At 58.6% G+C, this 20,575-nt stretch carries 16 protein-coding genes and 1 pseudogene; 4 read left to right on the top strand and 13 right to left on the bottom strand.

The genetic code is table 11. The features are described 5' to 3' along the window. Window positions 1-8: 8 nt before the first annotated feature. The 3 genes from nodC to NLY42_RS02360 are packed head-to-tail and all read right to left on the bottom strand — an operon-like array spanning window position 9 to window position 2,630. Window positions 9-1,367, bottom strand: a complete 1,359-nt coding sequence (gene nodC, locus NLY42_RS02370; RefSeq protein WP_031244915.1) for a chitooligosaccharide synthase NodC — start codon at window positions 1,365-1,367, stop codon at window positions 9-11. A 13-nt stretch (window positions 1,368-1,380) separates the two neighbouring features. Continuing rightward, the gene (nodB, locus tag NLY42_RS02365; RefSeq protein ID WP_023672235.1) at window positions 1,381-2,040 is read right to left on the bottom strand and encodes a chitooligosaccharide deacetylase NodB; all 660 of its coding nucleotides are present in this window, start codon (window positions 2,038-2,040) and stop codon (window positions 1,381-1,383) included. Further along, window positions 2,037-2,630, bottom strand: coding sequence for a NodA family N-acyltransferase (locus tag NLY42_RS02360; protein WP_023694280.1), 594 nt, complete (start codon window positions 2,628-2,630; stop codon window positions 2,037-2,039). Before NLY42_RS02360 ends, nodB begins: the two co-directional genes overlap by 4 nt. A gap of 237 nt (window positions 2,631-2,867) precedes the next feature. On the opposite strand from NLY42_RS02360, the gene NLY42_RS02355 reads away from it, so the two are divergent. Next, a complete protein-coding gene (locus NLY42_RS02355) occupies window positions 2,868-3,893 on the top strand; it encodes a LysR family transcriptional regulator (RefSeq protein ID WP_023712679.1) in 1,026 nt (341 codons plus the stop codon). Between the two features lie 80 nt (window positions 3,894-3,973). Here the strand turns inward: NLY42_RS02355 and NLY42_RS31980 are convergent. The 3 genes and pseudogenes from NLY42_RS31980 to NLY42_RS02345 form a co-directional block, all read right to left on the bottom strand. Beyond that, window positions 3,974-4,201 (bottom strand): annotated as a pseudogene (locus NLY42_RS31980) (IS1634 family transposase); the annotation flags it as partial. A 363-nt stretch (window positions 4,202-4,564) separates the two neighbouring features. Continuing rightward, on the bottom strand, window positions 4,565-5,596 hold the full coding sequence (locus NLY42_RS02350) for a LacI family DNA-binding transcriptional regulator (protein WP_023672231.1): 1,032 nt from the start codon (window positions 5,594-5,596) through the stop codon (window positions 4,565-4,567). A 304-nt stretch (window positions 5,597-5,900) separates the two neighbouring features. Next, a complete protein-coding gene (locus tag NLY42_RS02345; RefSeq protein ID WP_031244916.1) occupies window positions 5,901-7,229 on the bottom strand; it encodes a dicarboxylate/amino acid:cation symporter in 1,329 nt (442 codons plus the stop codon). A gap of 1,137 nt (window positions 7,230-8,366) precedes the next feature. On the opposite strand from NLY42_RS02345, the gene nifA reads away from it, so the two are divergent. From nifA to NLY42_RS02330, 3 genes are all read left to right on the top strand, one after another. Continuing rightward, window positions 8,367-10,130 (top strand): nif-specific transcriptional activator NifA, encoded by a 1,764-nt coding sequence (gene nifA, locus NLY42_RS02340; protein WP_023731294.1) that lies wholly within the window; start codon window positions 8,367-8,369, stop codon window positions 10,128-10,130. Between the two features lie 235 nt (window positions 10,131-10,365). Beyond that, window positions 10,366-11,505: a histidinol-phosphate transaminase gene (gene hisC / locus NLY42_RS02335; RefSeq protein WP_031244917.1), complete on the top strand. Its 1,140-nt coding sequence runs from the start codon at window positions 10,366-10,368 to the stop codon at window positions 11,503-11,505. An 89-nt stretch (window positions 11,506-11,594) separates the two neighbouring features. Further along, window positions 11,595-12,635 carry an LLM class flavin-dependent oxidoreductase gene (locus NLY42_RS02330; RefSeq protein WP_031194208.1) on the top strand — a complete coding sequence of 347 codons (1,041 nt, stop codon included), beginning with the start codon at window positions 11,595-11,597 and terminating at the stop codon, window positions 12,633-12,635. 555 nt (window positions 12,636-13,190) lie between these two features. Here NLY42_RS02330 and NLY42_RS02325 read toward each other — a convergent pair. The 7 genes from NLY42_RS02325 to nifB all read right to left on the bottom strand — a co-directional run bounded on the left by NLY42_RS02325 (window position 13,191) and on the right by nifB (window position 20,295). Then, window positions 13,191-15,083, bottom strand: a complete 1,893-nt coding sequence (locus NLY42_RS02325; protein ID WP_023755871.1) for an ABC transporter ATP-binding protein — start codon at window positions 15,081-15,083, stop codon at window positions 13,191-13,193. After that, window positions 15,083-16,951 (bottom strand): ABC transporter ATP-binding protein, encoded by a 1,869-nt coding sequence (locus tag NLY42_RS02320; protein WP_023755870.1) that lies wholly within the window; start codon window positions 16,949-16,951, stop codon window positions 15,083-15,085. The genes NLY42_RS02325 and NLY42_RS02320 overlap by 1 nt, the downstream gene beginning before the upstream one ends. Window positions 16,952-17,036: 85 nt before the next feature. Beyond that, window positions 17,037-17,930 carry an SIR2 family NAD-dependent protein deacylase gene (locus NLY42_RS02315; protein WP_023706365.1) on the bottom strand — a complete coding sequence of 298 codons (894 nt, stop codon included), beginning with the start codon at window positions 17,928-17,930 and terminating at the stop codon, window positions 17,037-17,039. Window positions 17,931-17,962: 32 nt separating this feature from the next. After that, window positions 17,963-18,175, bottom strand: a complete 213-nt coding sequence (gene nifT, locus NLY42_RS02310; protein ID WP_023672220.1) for a putative nitrogen fixation protein NifT — start codon at window positions 18,173-18,175, stop codon at window positions 17,963-17,965. Next, complete coding sequence (locus tag NLY42_RS02305) at window positions 18,172-18,492, bottom strand: nitrogen fixation protein NifZ (protein WP_023672219.1); 321 nt, start codon at window positions 18,490-18,492, stop codon at window positions 18,172-18,174. The genes nifT and NLY42_RS02305 overlap by 4 nt, the downstream gene beginning before the upstream one ends. Window positions 18,493-18,590: 98 nt before the next feature. Further along, entirely contained in the window at window positions 18,591-18,785 is a 195-nt protein-coding gene (locus NLY42_RS02300) for a 4Fe-4S dicluster domain-containing protein (RefSeq protein WP_023672218.1), read from the bottom strand. Window positions 18,786-18,816: 31 nt separating this feature from the next. Next, window positions 18,817-20,295 (bottom strand): nitrogenase cofactor biosynthesis protein NifB, encoded by a 1,479-nt coding sequence (gene nifB / locus NLY42_RS02295; RefSeq protein ID WP_023708818.1) that lies wholly within the window; start codon window positions 20,293-20,295, stop codon window positions 18,817-18,819. Between the last annotated feature and the right edge of the window lie 280 nt (window positions 20,296-20,575).

Below are 20,575 nucleotides of genomic sequence, written 5' to 3'. Positions count from 1 at the left end.
ATTTGCGGTCAGTCGTCGCCGCAAATGTTGTCCGACAGGACTAATTCCGAAGAATCCCGCGCAAGATTGAGCCTGCGAAGCGGAGCCGAATGGGGCGAGAGTTCTGCCCTGCTGGAACCAGTGATCGGAGCTTGGGTGGGGGCCTGTTTTCCCCCAGTGTTCGATGTAGCGACAGCAGAGCTTCGCGACAGCCAATCGCTATTGCTCAAGGTACACAGCGCGTAGGCCTTCAACGGAAGCAAGAGAAAGACGTTGATGAACGTGTGCAGCGAAAAGCCAAGAAATCGAAATTGTCGAGCACGAAATGCTACCACGCTGCATCGGAGCATGGTCATGGACACAATCATCAGTCCTGTCCACCAAGGCACAGTGCCTGTCAGTGCGAAATGTGCGAGGCCCGTTAATACCGATAGGGCGAGGAGTAGCGCGCCGAGATTCTGTCCGACCACGTCCAACGTGAGATAGCTATTTAGGTTAGGCAGCAAGCGCAGCCCAAGCAGCGTGTCCCGGAATGTGCTTCGTGCCCAACGGAGTTGTTGGCGCAGATACGGTGCGAGTCTGTTCGGAACGACTGTGGCCGCGATGGCGCTCGGAACGTATTCGGTTCGAAAGCCTGCTTTCAGCATCAGGATAGTGAGATGGCGATCCTCACCGAAGTCGCTTGGCTTGCCCCGAAAAAATTGCGACTCGTACTGGTCCAGTAACAAAAGGAGCGCAGACCGGCGGTACATGGCACATGGGCCGCAACAGCACATAACGGCACCGAAGCGAGCCTGTGCCGCGCGCTCCTCGTTGCAAGCCAGCCAGTACTCCATGTCTATCAGCCTGGTCAGCCAGCTCTCGGTTCGGTTACTGGCCGTCAATTGACCCATGACTGCGCCGACCGCTGAATCTCGCATCTTCGGTACAAGCTTGGAAATGACGTCGGGCGCGAGTACCGTGTCTGAATCAACGTTAAGCACCAGATCCCCTGATGAGCGTCGTATCGCGGCGATCTGCGCCTTGCGCTTTCCAACATTCTCGGGAAGCAAAATGATGTCGAACCTGGGGTCGCGCGCGTAGTCTTCGTGGACAGTTCCTAAGGCTTCGCGATTTCCAGAACCGTCATCAACCAAATAGACCCGAAGTCTTCCGGCGTATTCTTGGTCTGCAATGGAAGCCAGGCACTCTGAAAGCGTGCGCGGATCCTCGTTGAAGCAGGGGACGATGACATCCACGCTGGGCAGTTTGTCGGAGCCGACGAGAACCTCCAACCCCGACGAATCCTTTGTCGGCATAGCATAAAGCCCTTGCATGCTCTTATAGGCAGTCGAGAGCAGTGCATAAAGCGAAATGGCCACAGTGCTGGTTGTACCAAGAAGAGTCATGGGATCTCGTTGTTCAGTGATGTTGAGGAAGTGAGCGGATTACAAATCCGCGCTCACGCAGTGCTGGAATCAGCCGGGACAGCGCCGTGACCGTCTGGTCGCGCATGCCGGCGTGAGCGCCCTGGCTCAACTCGCCGGGAGGGCATCCGTCGTGCAAGAGTACAATTGCGCCCGGCCGGACGGAGGCGAGCACTTTATCGATAATCGCCTCGACCCCAGGGCGAGACCAATCTCGAGGGTCGACGGACCAATGAAGGGCCGCCAGCCCGGCGATCTGTGATGCTGTGCAGACTTCTTCGCTCCAGGCGCCGTAGGGCGCGCGAACAAAGCGGACCGAGGCCTGCGGGCACGCTCTCATTATGGCGTCGTTCGCTTCAAAGACCTCACGTTGCACTTCGCCGAAACCGCATTGGTACAGATCCGGATGAGACATCGTGTGGTTGCCTACCTCGTGCCCTTCTGCGATCATCCGTTGGATTAGATATGGGTGCTCTAAGGCGTAGGCGCCGATGACGAAGAAAGTCGCCGGCACCCGCTGCTCTGCCAGCACGTCGAGAATCTCCGGTGTGAAAAGTGGATTGGGACCGTCGTCAAACGTCAGATAAACGCTTCGACGGCCGGTGCCGTCAGAGCACTCACGGCGCACTTCGTACAAGCAATCGGACCGGCTCATAGCTCTGGTCCGTTCCGATCTATCATCGTGCCCGTGGGCCATTCGCTGATCGGCCGTCCAACTGGCAGAACAATTGTGAGTGCGTCATCGATGCGTGTGGGCGGCAGGTCGAGGCGGGCCTCTGGTCGGGTGGAGCGCACGCGAATTCCCGACAAAACGGCCATAGGGCTGTATCGCCGTCCGAACCTCTCAACATGATTCCGCAGCGCGTCCCTGACCGTTCCGAAAGCGAATGGAACGCCAAGCTCCTGCAGTATTGGAAGCATGACATGGATTGAATGGGCGATTCCCAGACCCTCAAGGTCCGGACGTACCCCGTACAGGCCCAGTTCAGCCACCAACAGGTCGACCGCGTCGACCTTGATGAAACGGCGCAGTATGCCCATGTGAGCCGCTACACCGCTTGAATCATAGGCGATTACGCGGAGTTCAGGCCTGGCTCCGGCCCAGCTTCGACTACCTTCGAACGGTTCTGCGTTGGACGCCCCAGTCGGCCCGTACGTATCACGAAAGAACTCGGCGAGCTTAACGTGATCGGAGAGCTGCAACTCGTTTTCCCAGCACAACTTCCACTGCACCTGATGGCGCATTCAGGACCTCTCTTCATATTGGTTTTTGCGGCCGCATTACTCGACCAAAGCGGCGTTGTTGGCTGCACTCAGCCGTTGTCGTTGGCGAAGGTGAGCCAGACGCTCTCTCGAGTTCCGGCCCGTGTCGTCGATTTGAGCTTGACGTCGCTCACTTTCCGTTCCTCTAATGCATGGCTCGTAAATTCGTAAAATTGATTGTTTGAATGATACGCATCCACACGTTGGATAGAACATGACATGCGTTTTAAAGGGCTGGATCTAAATCTCCTCGTTGTGCTGGACGCTCTGATGAGGGAGCGTAAAGTCACTGCCGCGGCTCGCAGTATCAACCTGAGCCAGCCGGCCATGAGCGCCGCCGTTGCTCGGCTACGCGCCTATTTCAACGATGAGCTATTTACGATGAACGGCCGCGAGCTCATTTTGACGCCGCGCGCCGACGGGCTCGCCCCAGCAGTCCGGGACGCATTGCTGCACATCCAGCTATCGATTATTTCGCCCGACGCCTTCAACCCGGCCCAATCGGATCGTCTCTTCCGAATCATGCTTTCCGATTACATCACGCTCGTATTTTTTAGGAAGATAGTAGAGCGCGCTGCGCGGGAAGCTCCCGCCGTTCGCTTTGAATGTCTGCCTATTTGCGACGACCCCGAGGAGCTTCTCCGGCGCGGCGACGTTGATTTTCTGATTATGCCGGAAGTGTTCATGTCGAAACATCCTCGCGCAGCCCTGTTCGAAGATAAGCTCGTAGGCGTAGGCTGCGGCACGAACAAGCAGCTGTCGGAGCCACTTACATTCGAGCGATACTTGTGCATGGGGCATGTTGTGCTCAAATTCAGGCACACCCGGCAGCCCACCATGGAGGAATGGTATTTGCTCGAGCACGGTTTCGAGAGACGTATCGAAGTTGTCGTACAGGGCTTTAGCCTGATCCCGCCCGTCCTGTCAGGCACCAGCCGCATCGGGACTATGCCCTTACGGCTGGCGCAGCATTTCGCAAAAACAACACCCCTGCGGATTGTCCAACTTCCGCCGCCACTTCCTCCTCCTGCATTCACGGAAGCCGTCCAATGGCCTGAGCTTCACAATAGTGATCCGGCAAGCATGTGGATGCGGGAAATGATGTTGCAGGAGGCATCTCGCCTGGCGCCTTTGCCTGAAATCATTGAGCGTCTCGGGCACGCCGATCCGACCTTTCGTTTCTTGGTACCGACTGCCACCTCGAAATCGCGTGCGAAGTCCCGGAAGATGTTGAGCCCCACCTAATCACCGCCTGTAAGACAGGCTGATCAGCATGTTCGACAAGCGCCGGCGCGGCGCGTGTTACCTACGTTCTGGGGCTGATCTCAGGCGAGTTGCTCGTCAAGGATGTGTGGCAGAGTGATGCCAGCTGCCTTGATTGCCCGCTTTGGCCGTAGGTGGTGACGACGCGAGCATTCTTTTCGATGGCGGCTTCTGGAGGCGGACGCGATCGCGTAGGAGCGGTTGCCCTTCGGGCGTCGGGCCTTTGGCCCGGCAGAGCGGCGCAGTTCCTTGCTAAGTGCGAGGGGCCGGAATGAGCAGAACACACGCCCGGGCTGCTACTGAATTGACTGCCGCCTCGATTTGCGTGCGAAGTCCCAGAAGATGGTTAGCCCGGTTAAATTCCTACCTTGCCGGCTGTGCCGCGGCTTTTCACGTGCAGCCAGGCGAGGAGATGGCGGTCGACGAGGTCGATCCCAAATGGACTGTGCTGGCCTCGCTCTGCTATTGCTGTGCGAGATCATTGACCACACCCCCTGCACGAGAACGTCGGGCCTGTTGGCAGTAAAGCCGGTGGAGGTTGATGCTGCGGATCCAGGCAATCTACCTCGCGCTTCCGCCTTAAGGCGCGGCCGTACCCAATTTGGCTCTTCGTCCTGGGCCGCGGCTAAAGCGCCCGCTTAGGATAGAGTCCTTCATATATTTTCCGGCAGATGGATGTCGAACGGCAGAAATGTCTGTCCGGGTGTTTCAGCGGTGCCGGTCTCGATAGCCCGTGTCATCAGCGTTATCAGCTCCTGGCAAAGCCGGCGCATTGGCGTGGCGACCGCCATCGTGACGATGTTATCTGCGAGCGCTGCCCGAGACTCAGGTGTGATTTCATTCACTATCGCGACGAGATCCCGACTTTTGCCCTCTTCTCGGAGCGCGGAGATGGCGCCCTCCATGCCGCCGCCGGCGACATAGAAGCCGACGAGCTCGGGCTCCCGCTGCATGAGATCAAGCGTTGCCTCGTAGGTGATCTGCCGTTTCTCGAGGTTCATGACCGGATCCAGCACCTCGAACGTGGGCGCGTTCTCACGGCAATAGGAGCGAAAGCCGACGTCACGGAGCTCGTGACCCTGGAAACGATGGCTGCCGACAAACACCGCCACTTTGCCGGGCCGTTTTGCGACCTTGGACACCATCCAAGCGGCCGTGCGCCCCACCTTGCGGTTGTTGAGGCCGATATACCCCTGTCGCACGCCGGCGGCGAAGTCGGAAAGCAGCGAGAAAACCGGAATGCCCTTGGCCTTGAGGTCCTCAACCGCTGCTGTGATTTTCGGGTGGTCCGGTGCCACCATCGCGATTGCATGGCAGCGTGCGCCCAACTCCTTGAGCGGCGCGATCAGGTCGCTCGGCATATGTGACGGGGCGAATTCGACGAGCGGAATGCCGTGGAAGGACTGGGCCAAATTGACCGATGCTTCGACCTCGCGCGCAAAATCTTGGTAGAAATGCTGGGCCGGTTTTCTCAAGATGAAGCCCAGACGGTAGTGCGGTAGGTCTCGCCGCAACCGCTGCTTGATTAGCCCGGCAGCATGATAGCCGATCGCCTGGGCGGCGTCGTGGACCCGCCGCGCGGTCTCCTCGCGCACCGGATGGCGGGCGTTCAGAACCCGATCGATCGTTGCTACGCTGACTCGGGCTTCGCGGGCGAGATCGGCAATTGTGGGGCGCTTGGTCATAGGTCCTATTCTGATTGGTTTTTGACGCCGGCCGGCTCTCTGTCCGCCTAACGCGTTTCGGTTTCGGGTGGCAAAGTGAAGACGTCCCCATACGAATGGGCACAACGTGTTGGACGAACATCATTGCAGACGTAAACCGGCCGGGTATACTGAAAGGCTCATTCGCTTAAAGGGCGGTGACGATTTGCACTCACACATTTAGCGCTTCTGATACATGGTCCGTGAGGAGCCGTTTAGAGGCTGCGGGTCGGTCGTTCAGTTATGTGACCAGCTAAGCGACTTGACAGGTCGTGGGCCGCCCACCTTACTTGCAGGAGGGTAGCCGGTTTGATGCCTCGGTAAGCTGATGACCGCTGAAGGCAGCTTTCATCTGTGCTCGGTCCAACTCTCCTTCCCAGCGTGCGACGACGAGGGATGCCACTGCGTTGCCGACGCAATTCGTCAGCGCCCGGCATTCGGACATGAATCGGTCGATGCCGAGTATCAGTGCCATCCCAGCAACGGGAACACTCGGAACTACCGCGAGCGTAGCCGCCAGGGTGATGAAGCCCGCACCTGTCACACCTGCAGCGCCCTTGGAGGAAAGCATTGCTACGAGCAGCAGCAGCACCTGATCGCCGATGGACAGATCCGTGTTCGTCGCCTGTGCGATGAAGAGAGCCGCTAGCGTCATGTAGATATTCGTGCCGTCCAGATTGAACGAATATCCGGCCGGGATGACGAGACCCACAACCGAACGCCTGGCGCCCGCCTTCTCCATTTTCTCCATCAGCGACGGGAGCGCCGCCTCCGAGGAGGACGTTGCGAGGACAAGCAGCAGCTCTTCCTTAATGTAACGAATGAGAGAACAAATCGAAAAGCCGTTGTACCGGCAGACTGCGCCGAGAACCCCGAACACGAAGAGGAAGGCGGTGAAATAGAACGTCGCGACCAGCATCGCGAGGTTGACTACCGAACCGATGCCATATCTGCCGATGGTGAAGGCCATCGCGCCAAAAGCGCCGATCGGCGCGGCCTTCATCAGAATTCCGACGAGCTTGAAGACAGGCACAATGAGCGCCTGGAGGAAGGAAACGACAGGCTTGCCCGTCTCTCCGGCCATCGCAAGCGCCATGCCGAACAGAACCGAGAAGAACAGCACCTGCAGGATGTCGCCTTCCGCGAAGGCACCGACGATCGTTGGCGGGATAATGTTCATCAGGAAGCCGGTGACCGACTGCGCTTTGGCTTTTGCGGCATAGGTATTCACGGCCTGGACATCGAGCGAGGCCGGATCGATGTTCAGGCCGTCGCCAGGCTGGACGACATTGGCGACGATGAGGCCGACGATCAGCGCGAGCGTTGAGAAGGTGAGGAAATAAACCATTGCCTTGCCGGCGACCCGGCCGACCTTATGAAGATCGTTCATGCCGGCAATGCCGGTCGCAATTGTCAGGAAGATGACAGGCGCGATGATCATCTTGACCAGCTTGATGAAGGCATCACCCAGCGGCTTCAGGCTCTCGCCGGTCTCCGGATAAAAATAGCCAATTGCGACGCCGAGCGCGATGGCGGCAAGCACCTGGGCGTAGAGCTTGGTGTAGAAGGGTTTGCGGGGCGCGGGACTCGCGCCGCGGACTTGTGCACCTGACACTGTTTCTCTCTCCCTGACCGGATCGAGGTGGCGTGACTTCTCCCGGGCTTCTCCCTATCGCGGCGCTCCGGTCGAACGCTGCACCAACGCCGCCGCAATACCCATGCCAGATGAATCCGCATCACCTGAACTGACGTGGGCTCGCCAATGATGGAGGAATGCGGTGTCAGACCAGCGGGCAAGGTCGCGGTCCGAACGCCCTTGATGGTCTCTGGCAGAGTGCTGCCGGTCGATCCCTCTGGCTAGCGGTTTGCTGCACAGAGCGTGGTGGGTTCCTCGTTAGCCGGCTTTGGACCGGGCCCCATCGTGTCGCCTGTTCAAGGCCGTCCAGATGACAGGCTAACTTACCCCTGTTCGGAAGCGCTCGTTTCTGGACAGCCTACCACCGTGCAGCCACTGCAATGCACAGAATAAATTCGGACGGTCCTTTGGACGACCCATTTTGCAAATCAACGCCCGCAGCAGGGGCAGCCGTTTTCAAGCGGTCGCATCGTAATCTGTTCAGACTTTTCGATACGCTCATTGAGTGTGCCGATTTCGGCCCCAGGCTGGTGATGGTGCTGACCACGACGATGCGATTCAGAAGTCGCGAGCACCGCCTACGAAGTCGTACTCGACGCCAGCTTCGCGCCTTCACACCCGACATCGCCGCCGCCTGATCAACTCGAGAAAGATGGCGGTTGCCGCAACGGACCAGTGCCGTTGGCTGTTATTATCGCTCCCGCCCCTCCTTCGCGGGCGCTGGTGAATGTCACGGCCCCGCATTTACACTCCGCGCGGTCAGCCGCTCGGGCAAGGCATGGCCGGCCCAGGTATTTCTGCTTCAACGCAAAGATAGAACTGATGAATCCTATCATAGGCCGCGAGGTTTCCTTTCACAGATGAAAGAAAGCTCGATTGACTATGCTGCCTCGCTCCAGTCTTTTGAAAACAACGTGTGTTTGCCCGGGGCAAGCCAATAACATGGCCAAGCTTCGTGGAGGGAGTAGCCAAGCGATGCGTCAGGGCTAGACCCGCTTTGCACTCGACCACACGGCGGCGGCACGAGTTCACGTCGGAGCATATTCGCGCGTGCCCGCGACGTCGCGGGCGCACATGCCGCCAGCCTAGATTTGATGGCGCGAGATCGAGGATCACATGCACCACAACATTAGCAAGTCAGAACAGAATGCCCGCGACTGCGGCATATCGCTGCCGAATGCGATAAAGGGTTGTCCAAAGCCCGACACGAATCCTGCGAATGTGGCATTGCACGAGCGCGCGCTAACCGGCATCTTCGAAATATCGAAAGTACTCGCCGATGCCGCCCGGCTCGAACTCAAGTTGGCCAAGGTAGTCGACCTCCTGCACTCGTTTGTCCAGATGCGGCACGGCATCATCGCTCTCTGCGATGCCGAGGGCGGACTGGACATCACAGTGGCCAGCGGCTGCGGCACGAACGGCAATGAGCCCTCCCGGTCGCGCCTGCCGCGCAACGCCATCGATCAGATTGTGACGACCGACACGCCGCTCGTCGCCGACGACATAGCGATGCATCCGACCTTCACTGCCACTGATATCGAGGTGCTTGGGGCCTCCGACACCGTGTCGTTCATCGGCGTTCCCATTCGTGTTGATGGGAACGCCATAGGCGCGCTGACTTTGGACCGGGTTTTGGAAAGCAGGTCAAGCTATGGGCTCGACGATGATGTCCGGCTGCTCACCATGATTGCCAACATGGTGGGACAGACAGTCAAGTTGCATCGCTTCTCCGCGGCCGACAGCGAGCGAGCGCCGGAGCTGGAACATCGGCTGCAAACGAAATTTTCTGATGTTAAGCACCCTGCACCCCGGCGAAAAAAGGTTCACGTCGAGGGTATGATTGGTGACAGTCCGGCGATAAGCGCCCTGCTGGAGAAGATCGCGGTCGTAGCGAAGGCAAAAACCACAGTTCTGTTGCGAGGTGAGTCCGGTACCGGGAAGGAGCTGGCTGCCAAGGCAATTCACGAGTTGTCGCCGCGCGCCAAGCGGCCCTTCGTTAAACTCAATTGTGCAGCGCTCCCAGAGACAGTCCTGGAATCCGAATTGTTCGGTCATGAGAAGGGTGCCTTCACAAGCGCATTCAATTCCCGCAAGGGGCGCTTTGAGCTCGCTGACAAGGGGACGTTGTTTCTGGATGAGATTGGCGAGATCTCGGCCTCGTTCCAGGCAAAGCTACTGCGCGTGCTGCAGGAGCAGGAGTTTGAGCGCGTCGGCAGCAATCAGACCATCAAGGTCGATGTTCGCGTGATTGCCGCCACGAACAGGAACCTGGAAGAGGCGGTTGCAAGGAATGAGTTCCGCGCCGACCTGTACTACCGCATCAACGTGGTTCCCTTGCTGGTACCAGCATTGCGCCAAAGGCGCAGCGATATTCCGCTCCTCGCAGCTGAGTTTCTCAAGAAGTTCAACGACGAGAACGGCTGTACGCTCACCTTCGATCCGCGTGCGATTGAAGTGCTGATGAAATGTGAGTTTCCCGGCAACATTCGCGAGCTTGAAAATTGCGTGCACCGGACAGCGATCCTGGCCGAGGGACTGTCAATCGGGAGAAACGACTTTGCCTGCTCCCAAGGCCAATGCTTTGCCGAGGCGCTGTGGAAGTGCAGATCGGGCAAGGCCGCGCTGCAACCACCGCCGATCCTGCCGGAGTCAGCGAATTTGGCCACGCCCCCGGACGAGGCCGCCAGTTCGGCCGCGACTAACCCGCTTGCCGGCGCAACCCACCCAATTGGCGCGAGGACGCCCGATATAGAGCGCGTCATTGCTGCCATGGAAAGATGTGGCTGGGTGCAGGCAAAGGCAGCGCGCTTGCTTGGGCTGACCCCGCGACAGATTGGCTACGTGCTGAGGAAATATGGCGTCGAGATCAAGCGTCTTTGAAAGCATGACCCTGGGCATGAGCTGAGCCGCTTAGCGCCTTGGCGCCGCGCAGCGATGCAGATCCGCGTCCGCGTCAACTCGATTCGACCGAGGACAGCCTGGCCGAATTCCCATGTCAGCGGGCGCTGCGACCATTGTGTGAAAGGCAACCCTGCCATCGTCAATCTCGTCCGCCATGTTGCTCTCGTTGCGAGCTCATACGGATGCCCCCTGTGTGACTGAAACGGAGTAAAATATGTCCGATGCAAAACTGCAAACTGTGCTTTCGGCTCTTTCGCAAGTGACACGACAGTTAGATGCTCTGCCGTCCAACGGACCAGCGCCGGACGGAAATTTTATCAAGCTGAATACGAATGAGAACCCGTTTCCGTTGCCGCCAATCATAATGCAAAGTGCAGTGGCGGCCCTCAAGCGCCAGTATCTATATCCGGATGACGACAACTCCAGACTGAGGGAAGCAGCGTCCAGCGCCTATGGCGTTTCCAGGGATCAGGTCATCGCTGGCAACGGGTCGTCTGAACTGCTCGGACTGATCTACAGAGCTTTCCTCGCACCCGGCGACAAGGTTGCGATGATGTCGCCAGGGTTTTCGTTCAACCGCAAACTTGCCATGCTTCAGGGCGCTGAGTTCCTCGAAATCGGATGTCAAGCTCATTCCCTGCCAATGGAGCAATTGCTTTCCGGTCCGGCAAAAGACGCCAAGTTTATTATGTTGGCCAATCCAAACAATCCGACCGGAACATTCCTCCCGATCAGCGATATCGAACGCCTCGTAGCACAATCGGACCGCTTGATTGTCCTTGATGAGGCATACGTCGACTTTGCACCCGATCACGGACTGCGCCTCATCAACCGGTATTCGAACCTTCTGATCTTGAGGTCATTCTCGAAAAGCTATGCCGCCGCCGGCATTCGCGTCGGTTTCGGTTTCGGTCACCCTGAAATTATTGGAAGGCTGCGAAACATCCAGAACGTCTTCAACATGAACGTGATCGGGCATGCCGTAGGTATCAGCGTGCTTGCGCATCGCGGCGCCTACGCAGACAACCACAAGCACATCAAGGATGAACGAGAGCGAGTGACAGTTGCACTATCGCAACTCGGATTTTCCGTAACACCCTCCCGCGCAAATTTCTTGCTGGCCCGTGTGCCCGCGGGACAGGACGGCTCATGGTGGCAAGCAGCATTGGAGAGGCAAAAGATACTTGTCGCGTTTTTTCCGGACAAAGGCTTGGAACACTGTATCCGCGTCAGCATCGGCACAAAAGAGCAGATGGATGAATTTCTTGCTGCCGCTGGCGACATCGCTGGAAGCTTAACGGTGCCAAGCTTCAGGGGCAGGGAAGCGTCAGGCTCTGCTTCTTCGTTACACTGACGCTAATCGGCGATCACACACATCTCTTCCGACTTGCTTGGTGACCCCAGCAAGAAAACAGCCTGCTTTTAAAATCGGGGACTTAAAGAGTGACAAACGTCTTTCCTTCAAACCTAGCTTTCGGCATCTTCGATCATTTGGATGAGGATGGCCGCGATATAGGCCGGCAGTACGAAGATCGCCTGATATTAGCAGAGGCGTGCGATCAGCTAGGGTTCTATGCCTATCATCTCGCAGAACACCACTGCACTCCCCATGGGAGAGGTCCATCGCCGAATCTGTTCTTATCGAGCGTCGCCCAGCGCACCCGGCGCTTGCGTCTCGGACCCTTGGTGATGCTGCTTGCGCTTTATCATCCGCTGCGTGCGTTCGAAGAGATCTGTATGCTGGACCAGTTGAGCGGTGGCAGGCTCGAACTGGGCATAGGGCGCGGTGCTCTCCCGACCGAATTGGGCTACTTCGGGATTGGTGCGGACGCGGTGCCGGGCCGTTATGCCGAAGCCAGCGAAATTCTTATGCAAATACTTGTTAATTCGAGGGAGGTCGGCACGCTCTGCTATCAAGGTCGCCATTTTGATCTCAATGACGTTCCTTTGACGCTAAGACCTCATCAGCGTCCACATCCGCCCACATGGGTCGCTGCCAATCGACCCGAGTCCACAGCTTGGGCCGCTGCGAATGGAACAAATATCGCGTGTGTAGGACCTTCCTCTTCTGTTCGCAAAACTACTGATGCGTTCCGCGCCTATCGAGAGGACAACGCAGGCGGGGGGGATCAAGGGAGATTTGTCGGATTGCTCCGCATGGTCGTGATTGGGCGTTGTGACACACATGCCTATTCGCTCGCGGCACCTGCTTACGCACGCTGGCTCAAGAGCTTCCAATTCCTTTACGAGCTTAACGCTATCCCCACTCCACCAAACTTGCCGCTGACCTTCGATGCGGCAGTCGAGAGTGAATTGTGCGTGGTAGGATCAGCAGAGTCTGTGCGAAAAGCTCTGCTAGATCAGTTGGAAGAGGCAGGTGCCAACTACCTGCTTTGTCAAATGGCATTTGGAAATCTGCCGCTAGATGCTTCCCTTTACACCGCGAGGACCATTCAATCCGAAATCATGGCTCGACTTGGCTGACCATGTGCTCGAGCTTGCACGTGGTGGGGCGGGCAATCGGGAGGAGGCCAAACTGACGACGAGCAGGCGGCACAGGATACCAGCTTTGTGCGTTGGCTGGCGTCTGGGCCATCGTGTGAACATGCACGATCCTAAGGAGAGGGTAGCCGAGCGCGTCACGATGCCGGCACGCGTCTGCTCGTCGCGCTGGCGCTAGTCGTTGCCCATAGCCAGCCGCAGGAGGTTCTTCTCGCCCGGGGCGGCGTCGGTGCGGCGCCCACTAATCCAGCTTCATCAGCGGCCCGTCGGTGGCAAAGCCGTCACTCGCTACGGCGCTATTGAGGGCGCGCTCGCGAGCGGCTTTGCGACGCCCAGCCAACACCTCCAGCGAGCTCGCCCGATGATGGTGGTGCACCGCGGTCGGATACGATGCTGGAGGAAATCGTTCGCAGCCGGTCTTCACGAATTGCGAGGAGTGCTCGTTCTTGAATGCTGGCTGCTGGCCGGATGCGGTGGCCTGAGTGGTCTGCCGACACGCCCGAAAGTCAACGCCACTACCACAAGGCCGCCAAGATGTCAGGTCTGAGAGCCAGCTTGGACGGTGGTATCGTGTTCGGGAAGGTCGTCGAAGGAGGCGTAGTTGAGATAGTAGAGTTTGGAATACAGGCCGCGCATGGCTATTAACTCATCGTGGTTGCCAGTCGCAATAACTTGGCCATTCTGAAGCACGATGATGCGGTCGGCCCCCCGGACCGTGGCGAGACGGTGGGCGATGACGAGGCCAGTCCGCCCTTCAAGCAGCTTGATCAGAGCCTTCTGAATCTGCAATTCCGTGTAGCTGTCGATATTGGCGGTAGCTTCGTCGAGCACGAGGATCTTGGCGTCAGCGACGAGGGCGCGGGCGAAACTGATAAGCTGGCGCTGGCCGAGAGATAAGTTGTCGCCGCGTTCGCCAAGTTGGGTCTCATACCCGTCGGCGAGGCTCATGACGAAGTCATGCGCGCCGACAGCCTTGGCCGCCTCGATCACCTTGTCGCGCGTGGCTTCCGTCTTCTGGTATCGAATGTTCTCGAAGACCGTCCCGGTGAACAGGAATGGCTCCTGCAGCACCATGGCGACCTGGCGGCCGAGCGAATCCTGGGTGAGGTCGCGTACATCATGTCCGCCGACCAGCACCTGACCCTGCTGAACATCATAGAAGCGGTGGACCAGGGCCATCGCACTCGATTTGCCAGAACCGCTCGGTCCGACTAGTGCGACCGTCTCGCCCGGATTGACCTTGAACGAGACATTTTTCAGAACCGAACGGTTCGGATCGTAGCCGAAGGTGACGTCCCTAAACTCGACCGAGCCGTCCATTTCGGGCGAAAGCACCTCGGCATTGGGTTTGTCCTTAACATCGATCTTGACGTTGAGCACATCGGTCAGGCGCTTGCCTGAGGCCATGGCGCGCTGCATGACCGAATATTGCAGGGTGAGTGAGCGGATCGGGTCAAAGAAGCGCTGGATGTAAAATAGGTAGGCTACCAACACGCCCACATCTATACGGCTATTCATGACCATCGAGCCGCCGACCACAATAACGGCGGCCAAGGCGAGGCCGGTGATGCCATCGACGATGGGCACCATGACCAGTGCATATCTGGCAGCGATCAGGTGGGTCCTGAGGTTGGCATGGGCCCGATCGTCAAAAAGACTGAAATTCACCTGCTGGCGGTCCATTGACTGTATGGTCCGCACGCCGTGAATGGCTTCGGCCAGCGCGCCATTGACGACGGAATTGGTTTCGTGTGCAGCCATGAAGGCGTCGCGGGCACGCGGCAACCAGACAATGCGGACGATCACCAGGATCGGCAGAACCGATAGCGTCAGGAGGCCGAGGCGAAAGTCGAGCCACAGCATTACGAAAACGATGCCGAAGAGAAGCGCAACATCGCCTAGGGAATATACCGAGGTTTCCAGGAACTCCTGTATGGAGTTAACGTCGCCTTGCAGGCGCGACATCAGGCGTCCGACCTCGGTCTTGTCCATGAAAGAGAGCGAAACCTTTTGCAGATGGCCAAACATGGCGCGGCGGATGTCGAACAGGACAGTTTCGGCCATTTTCCCATCCAAGGCTTCCTGCATGTAGCCGGCGGCGAAATTGACCAAAATCGCCGAAAGGAACGCGCCGACGGCCGCAAGCTGGGCTGAGCGATCGGGCCTTGCCGGGTTCATGCCGAGGTCGATCGCGTAGCGGATGATCAAGGGGATGAGAAGCTGCGTCCCGGTGAAGATCAGCATCGCGACAATCGTGACAACTACCTTTGCCCGGTAGGGATGGACGAAGCCCCAGATGCGACGGAGGATGCTCTTGTCGAAAGCCCGGCCGAACATCTCCTCCTCGATCCGGTGCGAGCCGACGACCGCGCGCGGAGGGCGTCTCCCATCGTCACGTTCGGCTTCGAGTTCGCCGCGGCCCTGGTCCATCAGCGGGCGCCCCCATCCTGGCTAATAATGCTATCACCCGGGCGCGTCTGGAGATCGTAAAGGGCCCTGTAGCGTCCCCGCTTCGCCAGAAGCTCTTCATGCGTGCCGCGTTCTACGATTTCGCCTTTATCGACAAAAAGGATTTGATCGGCATGCTTAAGCGCACTCAGCCGGTGCGCGATGATGATCGTCACCCGATCCTTTGCGAAGCGCCGCATCGCCGCGCGAATGCGCAGCTCGGTGCCGGCATCGATCGCGGCCATCGAGTCGTCGAAAATGATGACGGAGGGGCGCAGCATCATGGTGCGAGCAATCGTGAGACGCTGGCGCTGGCCGCCAGAGAGAGAAACGCCGCGTTCGCCCACGACCGTCTCATACCCTGCCGGGAGCCCGAGGATGTAGTCGTGGAGCTGGGCGAATTCTCCAGCGCGTTCAATTCGCTGTCTCTTCGCCCAGGGATCGCCATAAGCGATGTTGTTCTCGATCGTTGTTGTGAATAGGAACGCATCCTGCTGTACAACCGCGACCGCCTTGCGAAGGCTCTCGAGGGTGACATTGCGTATGTCCTGGCCGTCCAACGTGATGGCGCCACCGGTCACGTCGTAAAAGCGGGGGACCAGATGAGCCATCGTCGATTTGCCGGAACCCGGCGGACCGACGATAGCGATCGTCTCGCCTCTCCGGGCCTCAAAGCTGAGGTTCTTCAGAATGGCGCGGTTTTCGGCGTTGGGGTAGGCAAATGAGACATTGTGGAAGCGCAGAGTGCCGTCACTTATCTCAAGCGGTCTGGCCTCGAGAGCATCCCTGATGGTGATCTCCTGATCGAGGAGACCGAAAAGCCGCGAACCGCAGCTAGAAGCGCGGGCAAACGCATTGACCATGAGACCGATCTGGCGGACTGGCATTTGCAGCATGGTCATGAAGGTCAGGAAGGTCGCCATGGTTCCGACGCTGATCTCGCCAGCGACGAGCTTGTTGCCACCGATCCCAAGCACCAATCCCATTGCGAAAAAGTAGGACAAGGTCATCGCCGACGTGTTGGGTACGTAGATGTCAACGAGATCGTTGGCGAGGTCGAGCGCGTTCTTGGAAGCGCCGTCGAACTTCAGCATCTCATAGGATTGAGCCGCAAAAGCGCGGACCACACGGATACCTGCGAGATTTTCCTTCATCACGCGGCTTAGTACCGAAAGGCGCTCATAGAGGTCGAGCCAGGTGGCGCGCAGCCTAAGCTGTGTGGTCGATGAGCGCCAAGCGACAAGAGGCACGAAGCTGAGCGCGGCCAAGCCGAGCATCGGATCGGTCGAGATCATCATGTAAGCGCCAATCCCGATCAGCATCGTCAGCAGGAGCACCCGCATGAGCCCGGTGGAAAAATACATCCGCACGCCTTCGAGATCGAGCATTCCGGCAGTTATCAGATCGCCTGAATGGACCCGGTCGTGAAAGGAAAAGCTGAGACGTTGGATCTTGTCGTAGTAGGCGAGCCGCAATTCGTACGCGACATGATGCCCGACGGCTTCGGCAAAATAGTTCTGCGCCATCGTGAAAACGCCGCGTAGCGCGCTGACGGCGAGCAGCAGGAGAGCCGGGGCCCAGAGCGCTTGTCCTGCCGCAGCCCCCGCGACACCGCCCCCGATAGCTGTCTGGGTCTGGTCGACAGCCCGGCCGAGAAGATGGGGAATGAGCAACTGGAGGATTGCCGCCATGATCGTCGAGCCCATAGCGAGGGCGACCTGCCACGGATGGCGCAGATTCATACGCGTGATGCGCAACAGCGTACTCAAATCCCGGCCCCAGCGCGCCGCTTCAACATGGGCCAACGAATTCAGTGCGTTCGTTGCGCCGCTGACAGCTTCACTGTTCACGGGTGTATTCCCGACTGCATTTTGCGCCTTCGAGGAAAGCCGAAGCAGACATCATCAAAGGCATCCGCCATTGTTAATCCCGTCCTCAACCTGCAGCCGTGCCCGTTCCCACAAGCCGAGCCGCCGCTTGACTTAGTGGCATGTCGATCACCGTGATTCCGCTTGCCGCAAGAAAACGCGCTTCGTTTCTGGTCAGGGTTTCCGCGTCCATTACGGTGCAATAGGGACCGCGGGAGCGCTTCATGATCTGTCTGGCGTAGGTGCGCAGCATCTGATCGTTGAAGCGGCAGCCAACGAAGAAAAATCCACGGGTGATGCGCCGTTCCTTCACAGCGTCTGGGATCGGTGTCTGGATATCAATTTCGGACAGGACTTCGACGTAGTCGGAATCTGCGACGAGAAAGTTTTGCGCGGGCGTAATACTCCCGTGAGGTGAATAGAGAACCGTCTTGGCCCCCAATCGGGGGTCGAGCTCCCTCCCGGACAAATCGTAGGTTTTCGTCCAAATGTTGCCGATTTCATTCGCGCGCGTGACGCCTTGTATCTCAAGGACGTCCGTTCGGCCGGTCTCTACCAGAGCCGTGCGCATCGCGCTGTCATACCAGCTGTCGATGATGAGGGAGAGTGGCAGCCTTGCGAGCCAGGCGTGGAAGGGGGTCGGCCCCACCGGCGCTGCGAATATGTCGGTCATCCAAGCTTGAAGCGTCCGGCGATGCCGGCGCTGTTCGATGAACTGTGCAACCGACCACATATTGGTGCGGATCCTGGAAGGGGCTGGAGCCCGTGCATTGAGTGCCGCGGCAACAACCTCCGGGGTATGCGGCACAGGCGGTTCCACACAGTTCAACTCAAGAAGACCCGGACCGAGATAGGGGATCACCTCATCGGCGGCGAGCGCTTCCTTCGCCAGGTCAAGCAGCTTTTCAGCAAAACTGTCCCGCACAATGACGAGGTGGCCCGATGTCAGGATCGTGTTCATCTCGTTTCCTCGCGACGCACCTAGGGGCAGCATCAGCCCTCTTCGGAAATCTTCCTTGCCTCGACGGTGATCGGCAGACGCGTATCATGTGGGAGATCGGGTAGGAGGAGCCGCCACCCGTTCCTGAGCGTGACCGTTCCGCCCCACAACTCTTCCTTCTCGAGTTTGATGATCGGCTCTTCGAGGTCCTTTTTGGGGACATACGCTGACAAACCAGCATCGGTCCTGCGGATCATGACTTTCATCTGGCCGTCCCTTCATTGGTATTGCTTTCAGCACTGCAGGGCGCCTCGGCCTCGTCGAGGCTCATCAGTTCACGCGCTCGCATACCGACTACGGTGCCACGGTCGATCCACTCGACCGCATAGATGAAGAACTGCTGGAGAAAGGTGCCAATGTCGCGCACATATCCCTCGTCCCCCTTCCGCACGAGATTTTCGCCGATCTCCCTGCCAGGATAGGTGCCGTCATTCTTTATGTGGCGAGTGGCACGTACCCGCTCTCCCGGCATGAATCGTGGAGGCCTGCGGATTTCGATCTCCTCTTCGCGTCCGAGCGACATGTCCGTTCCCTGATTTCTCTTGCGGCTGAGATTGCGAACAAGGCGTTCCAGGCGTCCTGCGTAGGCAGCCCCCAACCATGTCGGCAGTCCAATGTCCGTTACGCAGGAACGCAGGTCTTCGGCACCGGACATACCGAGGCACATTGCTGCGCATCGAAGACCCCCTCGCATTCGGTGCACTTCTGTGACTCGATCACGTAGCTCTCGCCTTTGAACTTGATCGCGCCGGAAGGACATTCGAATTCGCAGGCGCCGCATTGGGTGCATTGGGATGCGATGATCTTGAAAGCCATTTTAACTCCTGGTCCGAATGAATGAGACAGCTCAGGCCGTCGCCGCGAGTGTGGGGGTCCCAGATGCGGCGATGTAAATCGCGCTGATTGCTGTCTCGATATAGTCATGGGCACAGGCGTCGGTGGCTCTGATTCCAGCCTCCGCGAGCTGATCCTGCGGGCAATTTCCAATCTTGGCGCACAGCACGATATCTATGCCTTGAAGCGCTGCGATGACGCCATCGAGGGCGGCTTCTGCGCCCCAGCCGCCAAGGCAATACTTGTCCACCTTCCGATGCCCGACGAAGCTGATCCCTTTCAGCGAGGCTTGATAAACCTGGAATTCCTTCGCATGGCCGAAATGCTCATTGACGCGGCCGCCGCCCTTGGTCGCCACCGCGAAGAGAAGGGACTTGCCGGGGCTCGCTGCCTTGACCAATCCGATCGCTTCTCTCCTAGCCTCGACGTGATCACGGCGCTCCTCCGCGACCAGCTCCCGATAGGCCTTGCGTTTGCTGGCATCGTAGGTGACCTCGCCGGGAATCCGGTCGACTGTGAATTCCTGGCCACGATCTTCTCCGAGCAGGCCCACGGCATCTGCCCGGCACTGCCGGCAGTGGCGCATCAACTGGGCGCCGTTTTCGACACGATCCTGAAGAGCCTTCATCTCCATTGCGTTTGGGCCGCGCTGCCCGCTCAGACCGTAGTGCGTGCCGTGGGCCGGGTCCGAAATCAGCGGCATAAGGTTGTGCAGGAACGCGCCTCGCTCCTTAATCCATCTATTCACCTCGATCAGATGCTCATCATTCACGCCCGGGATCACCACCGAGTTGATTTTGGTGAGGATGCCCCGCGCGGTCAGCATCTCCAGGCCCAACATCTGCCGCTGGTGCAGGATCCGGGTGGCTTCAATGCCGACGTAGCGGCGATGATCGTGAAAGATCCAAGGATAGATCTTTGCACCGACCTCAGGGTCGACCATGTTGATCGTGATCGTCACGTGATCGACATTCATGTCAGCAAGCTCATCGACATGGTCGGGCAGCGCCAGCCCATTCGTGGATATGCAAAACTTGATGTCTGGGATTTCCCTGGCGACCCTGGCGAAGGTCGCCTTCGTCTTCTTCCAGTCGTAGCAGGCGTCGCCCGGTCCGGCGATGCCGAGCACGGAAAGCTGCGGCACCTCATTGGCGACCGCGATCACCTTGCGTAGCGCCTGATCGGGCGTCAGCTTTTCAGAGGCCACCCCAGGCCGGCTTTCGTTGGCGCAGTCATATTTGCGATTGCAGTAGTTGCACTGGATGTTGCAGCCCGGCGCGACCGCGACGTGCATACGCGCGAAATAGTGATGCGCCTCTTCTGAAAAGCAGGGGTGATCCTTGATCTTCTCCCAGACAGCCGGATCCGTGTCGTCGGGCTTTGTCGACGAGCCGCAGGACGAAGACGCGCAGCCCCCGAGTTTCATGGTGCCAAGCAACTGGTCACCGAATGTCGTGCTGAGGCTCTCAAGCGAAATTGCCGGTGCAGACATGAACGGCTCCGTTGCTGCGTGATGTCGCAGTTCAAAGCGCAAGAGCTATGCCAGCCCAAAGAGCTGTTTCGGTTCATGAATAGGCTTCCCGTGTCACATTCCTTCGGATTGCTCCGACACACCTGTCGGGCTTACGACAGTGGACAGGCAAATAGGGTCGCGAGGCTAGCAGCCTCGGGCGCGCAGAGTGTGAGCGAGACCACTCCGGGCTGCTTACGCTTGACGTCATCACGACGTCCCGAATTTCTTAACCTTGATACCATGCCGGCGCAGGGCGTAG

The sequence above is a fragment of the Mesorhizobium sp. C372A genome, assembly GCF_030323245.1.
Classification (GTDB): domain Bacteria; phylum Pseudomonadota; class Alphaproteobacteria; order Rhizobiales; family Rhizobiaceae; genus Mesorhizobium.
Note: the sequence above shows the minus strand (reverse complement) of the source record. Positions and strands in the feature narration are given on the sequence as shown.

Coding starts and splice junctions, on each gene's coding strand:
- nodC (WP_031244915.1), bottom strand. CDS start 1,367: ATGACTCTTCTTGGTACAACCAGCACTGTGGCCATTTCGCTTTATGCA.
- nodB (WP_023672235.1), bottom strand. CDS start 2,040: ATGAGCCGGTCCGATTGCTTGTACGAAGTGCGCCGTGAGTGCTCTGAC.
- NLY42_RS02360 (WP_023694280.1), bottom strand. CDS start 2,630: ATGCGCCATCAGGTGCAGTGGAAGTTGTGCTGGGAAAACGAGTTGCAG.
- NLY42_RS02355 (WP_023712679.1), top strand. CDS start 2,868: ATGCGTTTTAAAGGGCTGGATCTAAATCTCCTCGTTGTGCTGGACGCT.
- NLY42_RS02350 (WP_023672231.1), bottom strand. CDS start 5,596: ATGACCAAGCGCCCCACAATTGCCGATCTCGCCCGCGAAGCCCGAGTC.
- nifA (WP_023731294.1), top strand. CDS start 8,367: ATGCACCACAACATTAGCAAGTCAGAACAGAATGCCCGCGACTGCGGC.
- hisC (WP_031244917.1), top strand. CDS start 10,366: ATGTCCGATGCAAAACTGCAAACTGTGCTTTCGGCTCTTTCGCAAGTG.
- NLY42_RS02325 (WP_023755871.1), bottom strand. CDS start 15,083: ATGGACCAGGGCCGCGGCGAACTCGAAGCCGAACGTGACGATGGGAGA.
- NLY42_RS02315 (WP_023706365.1), bottom strand. CDS start 17,930: ATGAACACGATCCTGACATCGGGCCACCTCGTCATTGTGCGGGACAGT.
- nifT (WP_023672220.1), bottom strand. CDS start 18,175: ATGAAAGTCATGATCCGCAGGACCGATGCTGGTTTGTCAGCGTATGTC.
- NLY42_RS02305 (WP_023672219.1), bottom strand. CDS start 18,492: ATGTCGCTCGGACGCGAAGAGGAGATCGAAATCCGCAGGCCTCCACGA.
- NLY42_RS02300 (WP_023672218.1), bottom strand. CDS start 18,785: ATGGCTTTCAAGATCATCGCATCCCAATGCACCCAATGCGGCGCCTGC.
- nifB (WP_023708818.1), bottom strand. CDS start 20,295: ATGTCTGCACCGGCAATTTCGCTTGAGAGCCTCAGCACGACATTCGGT.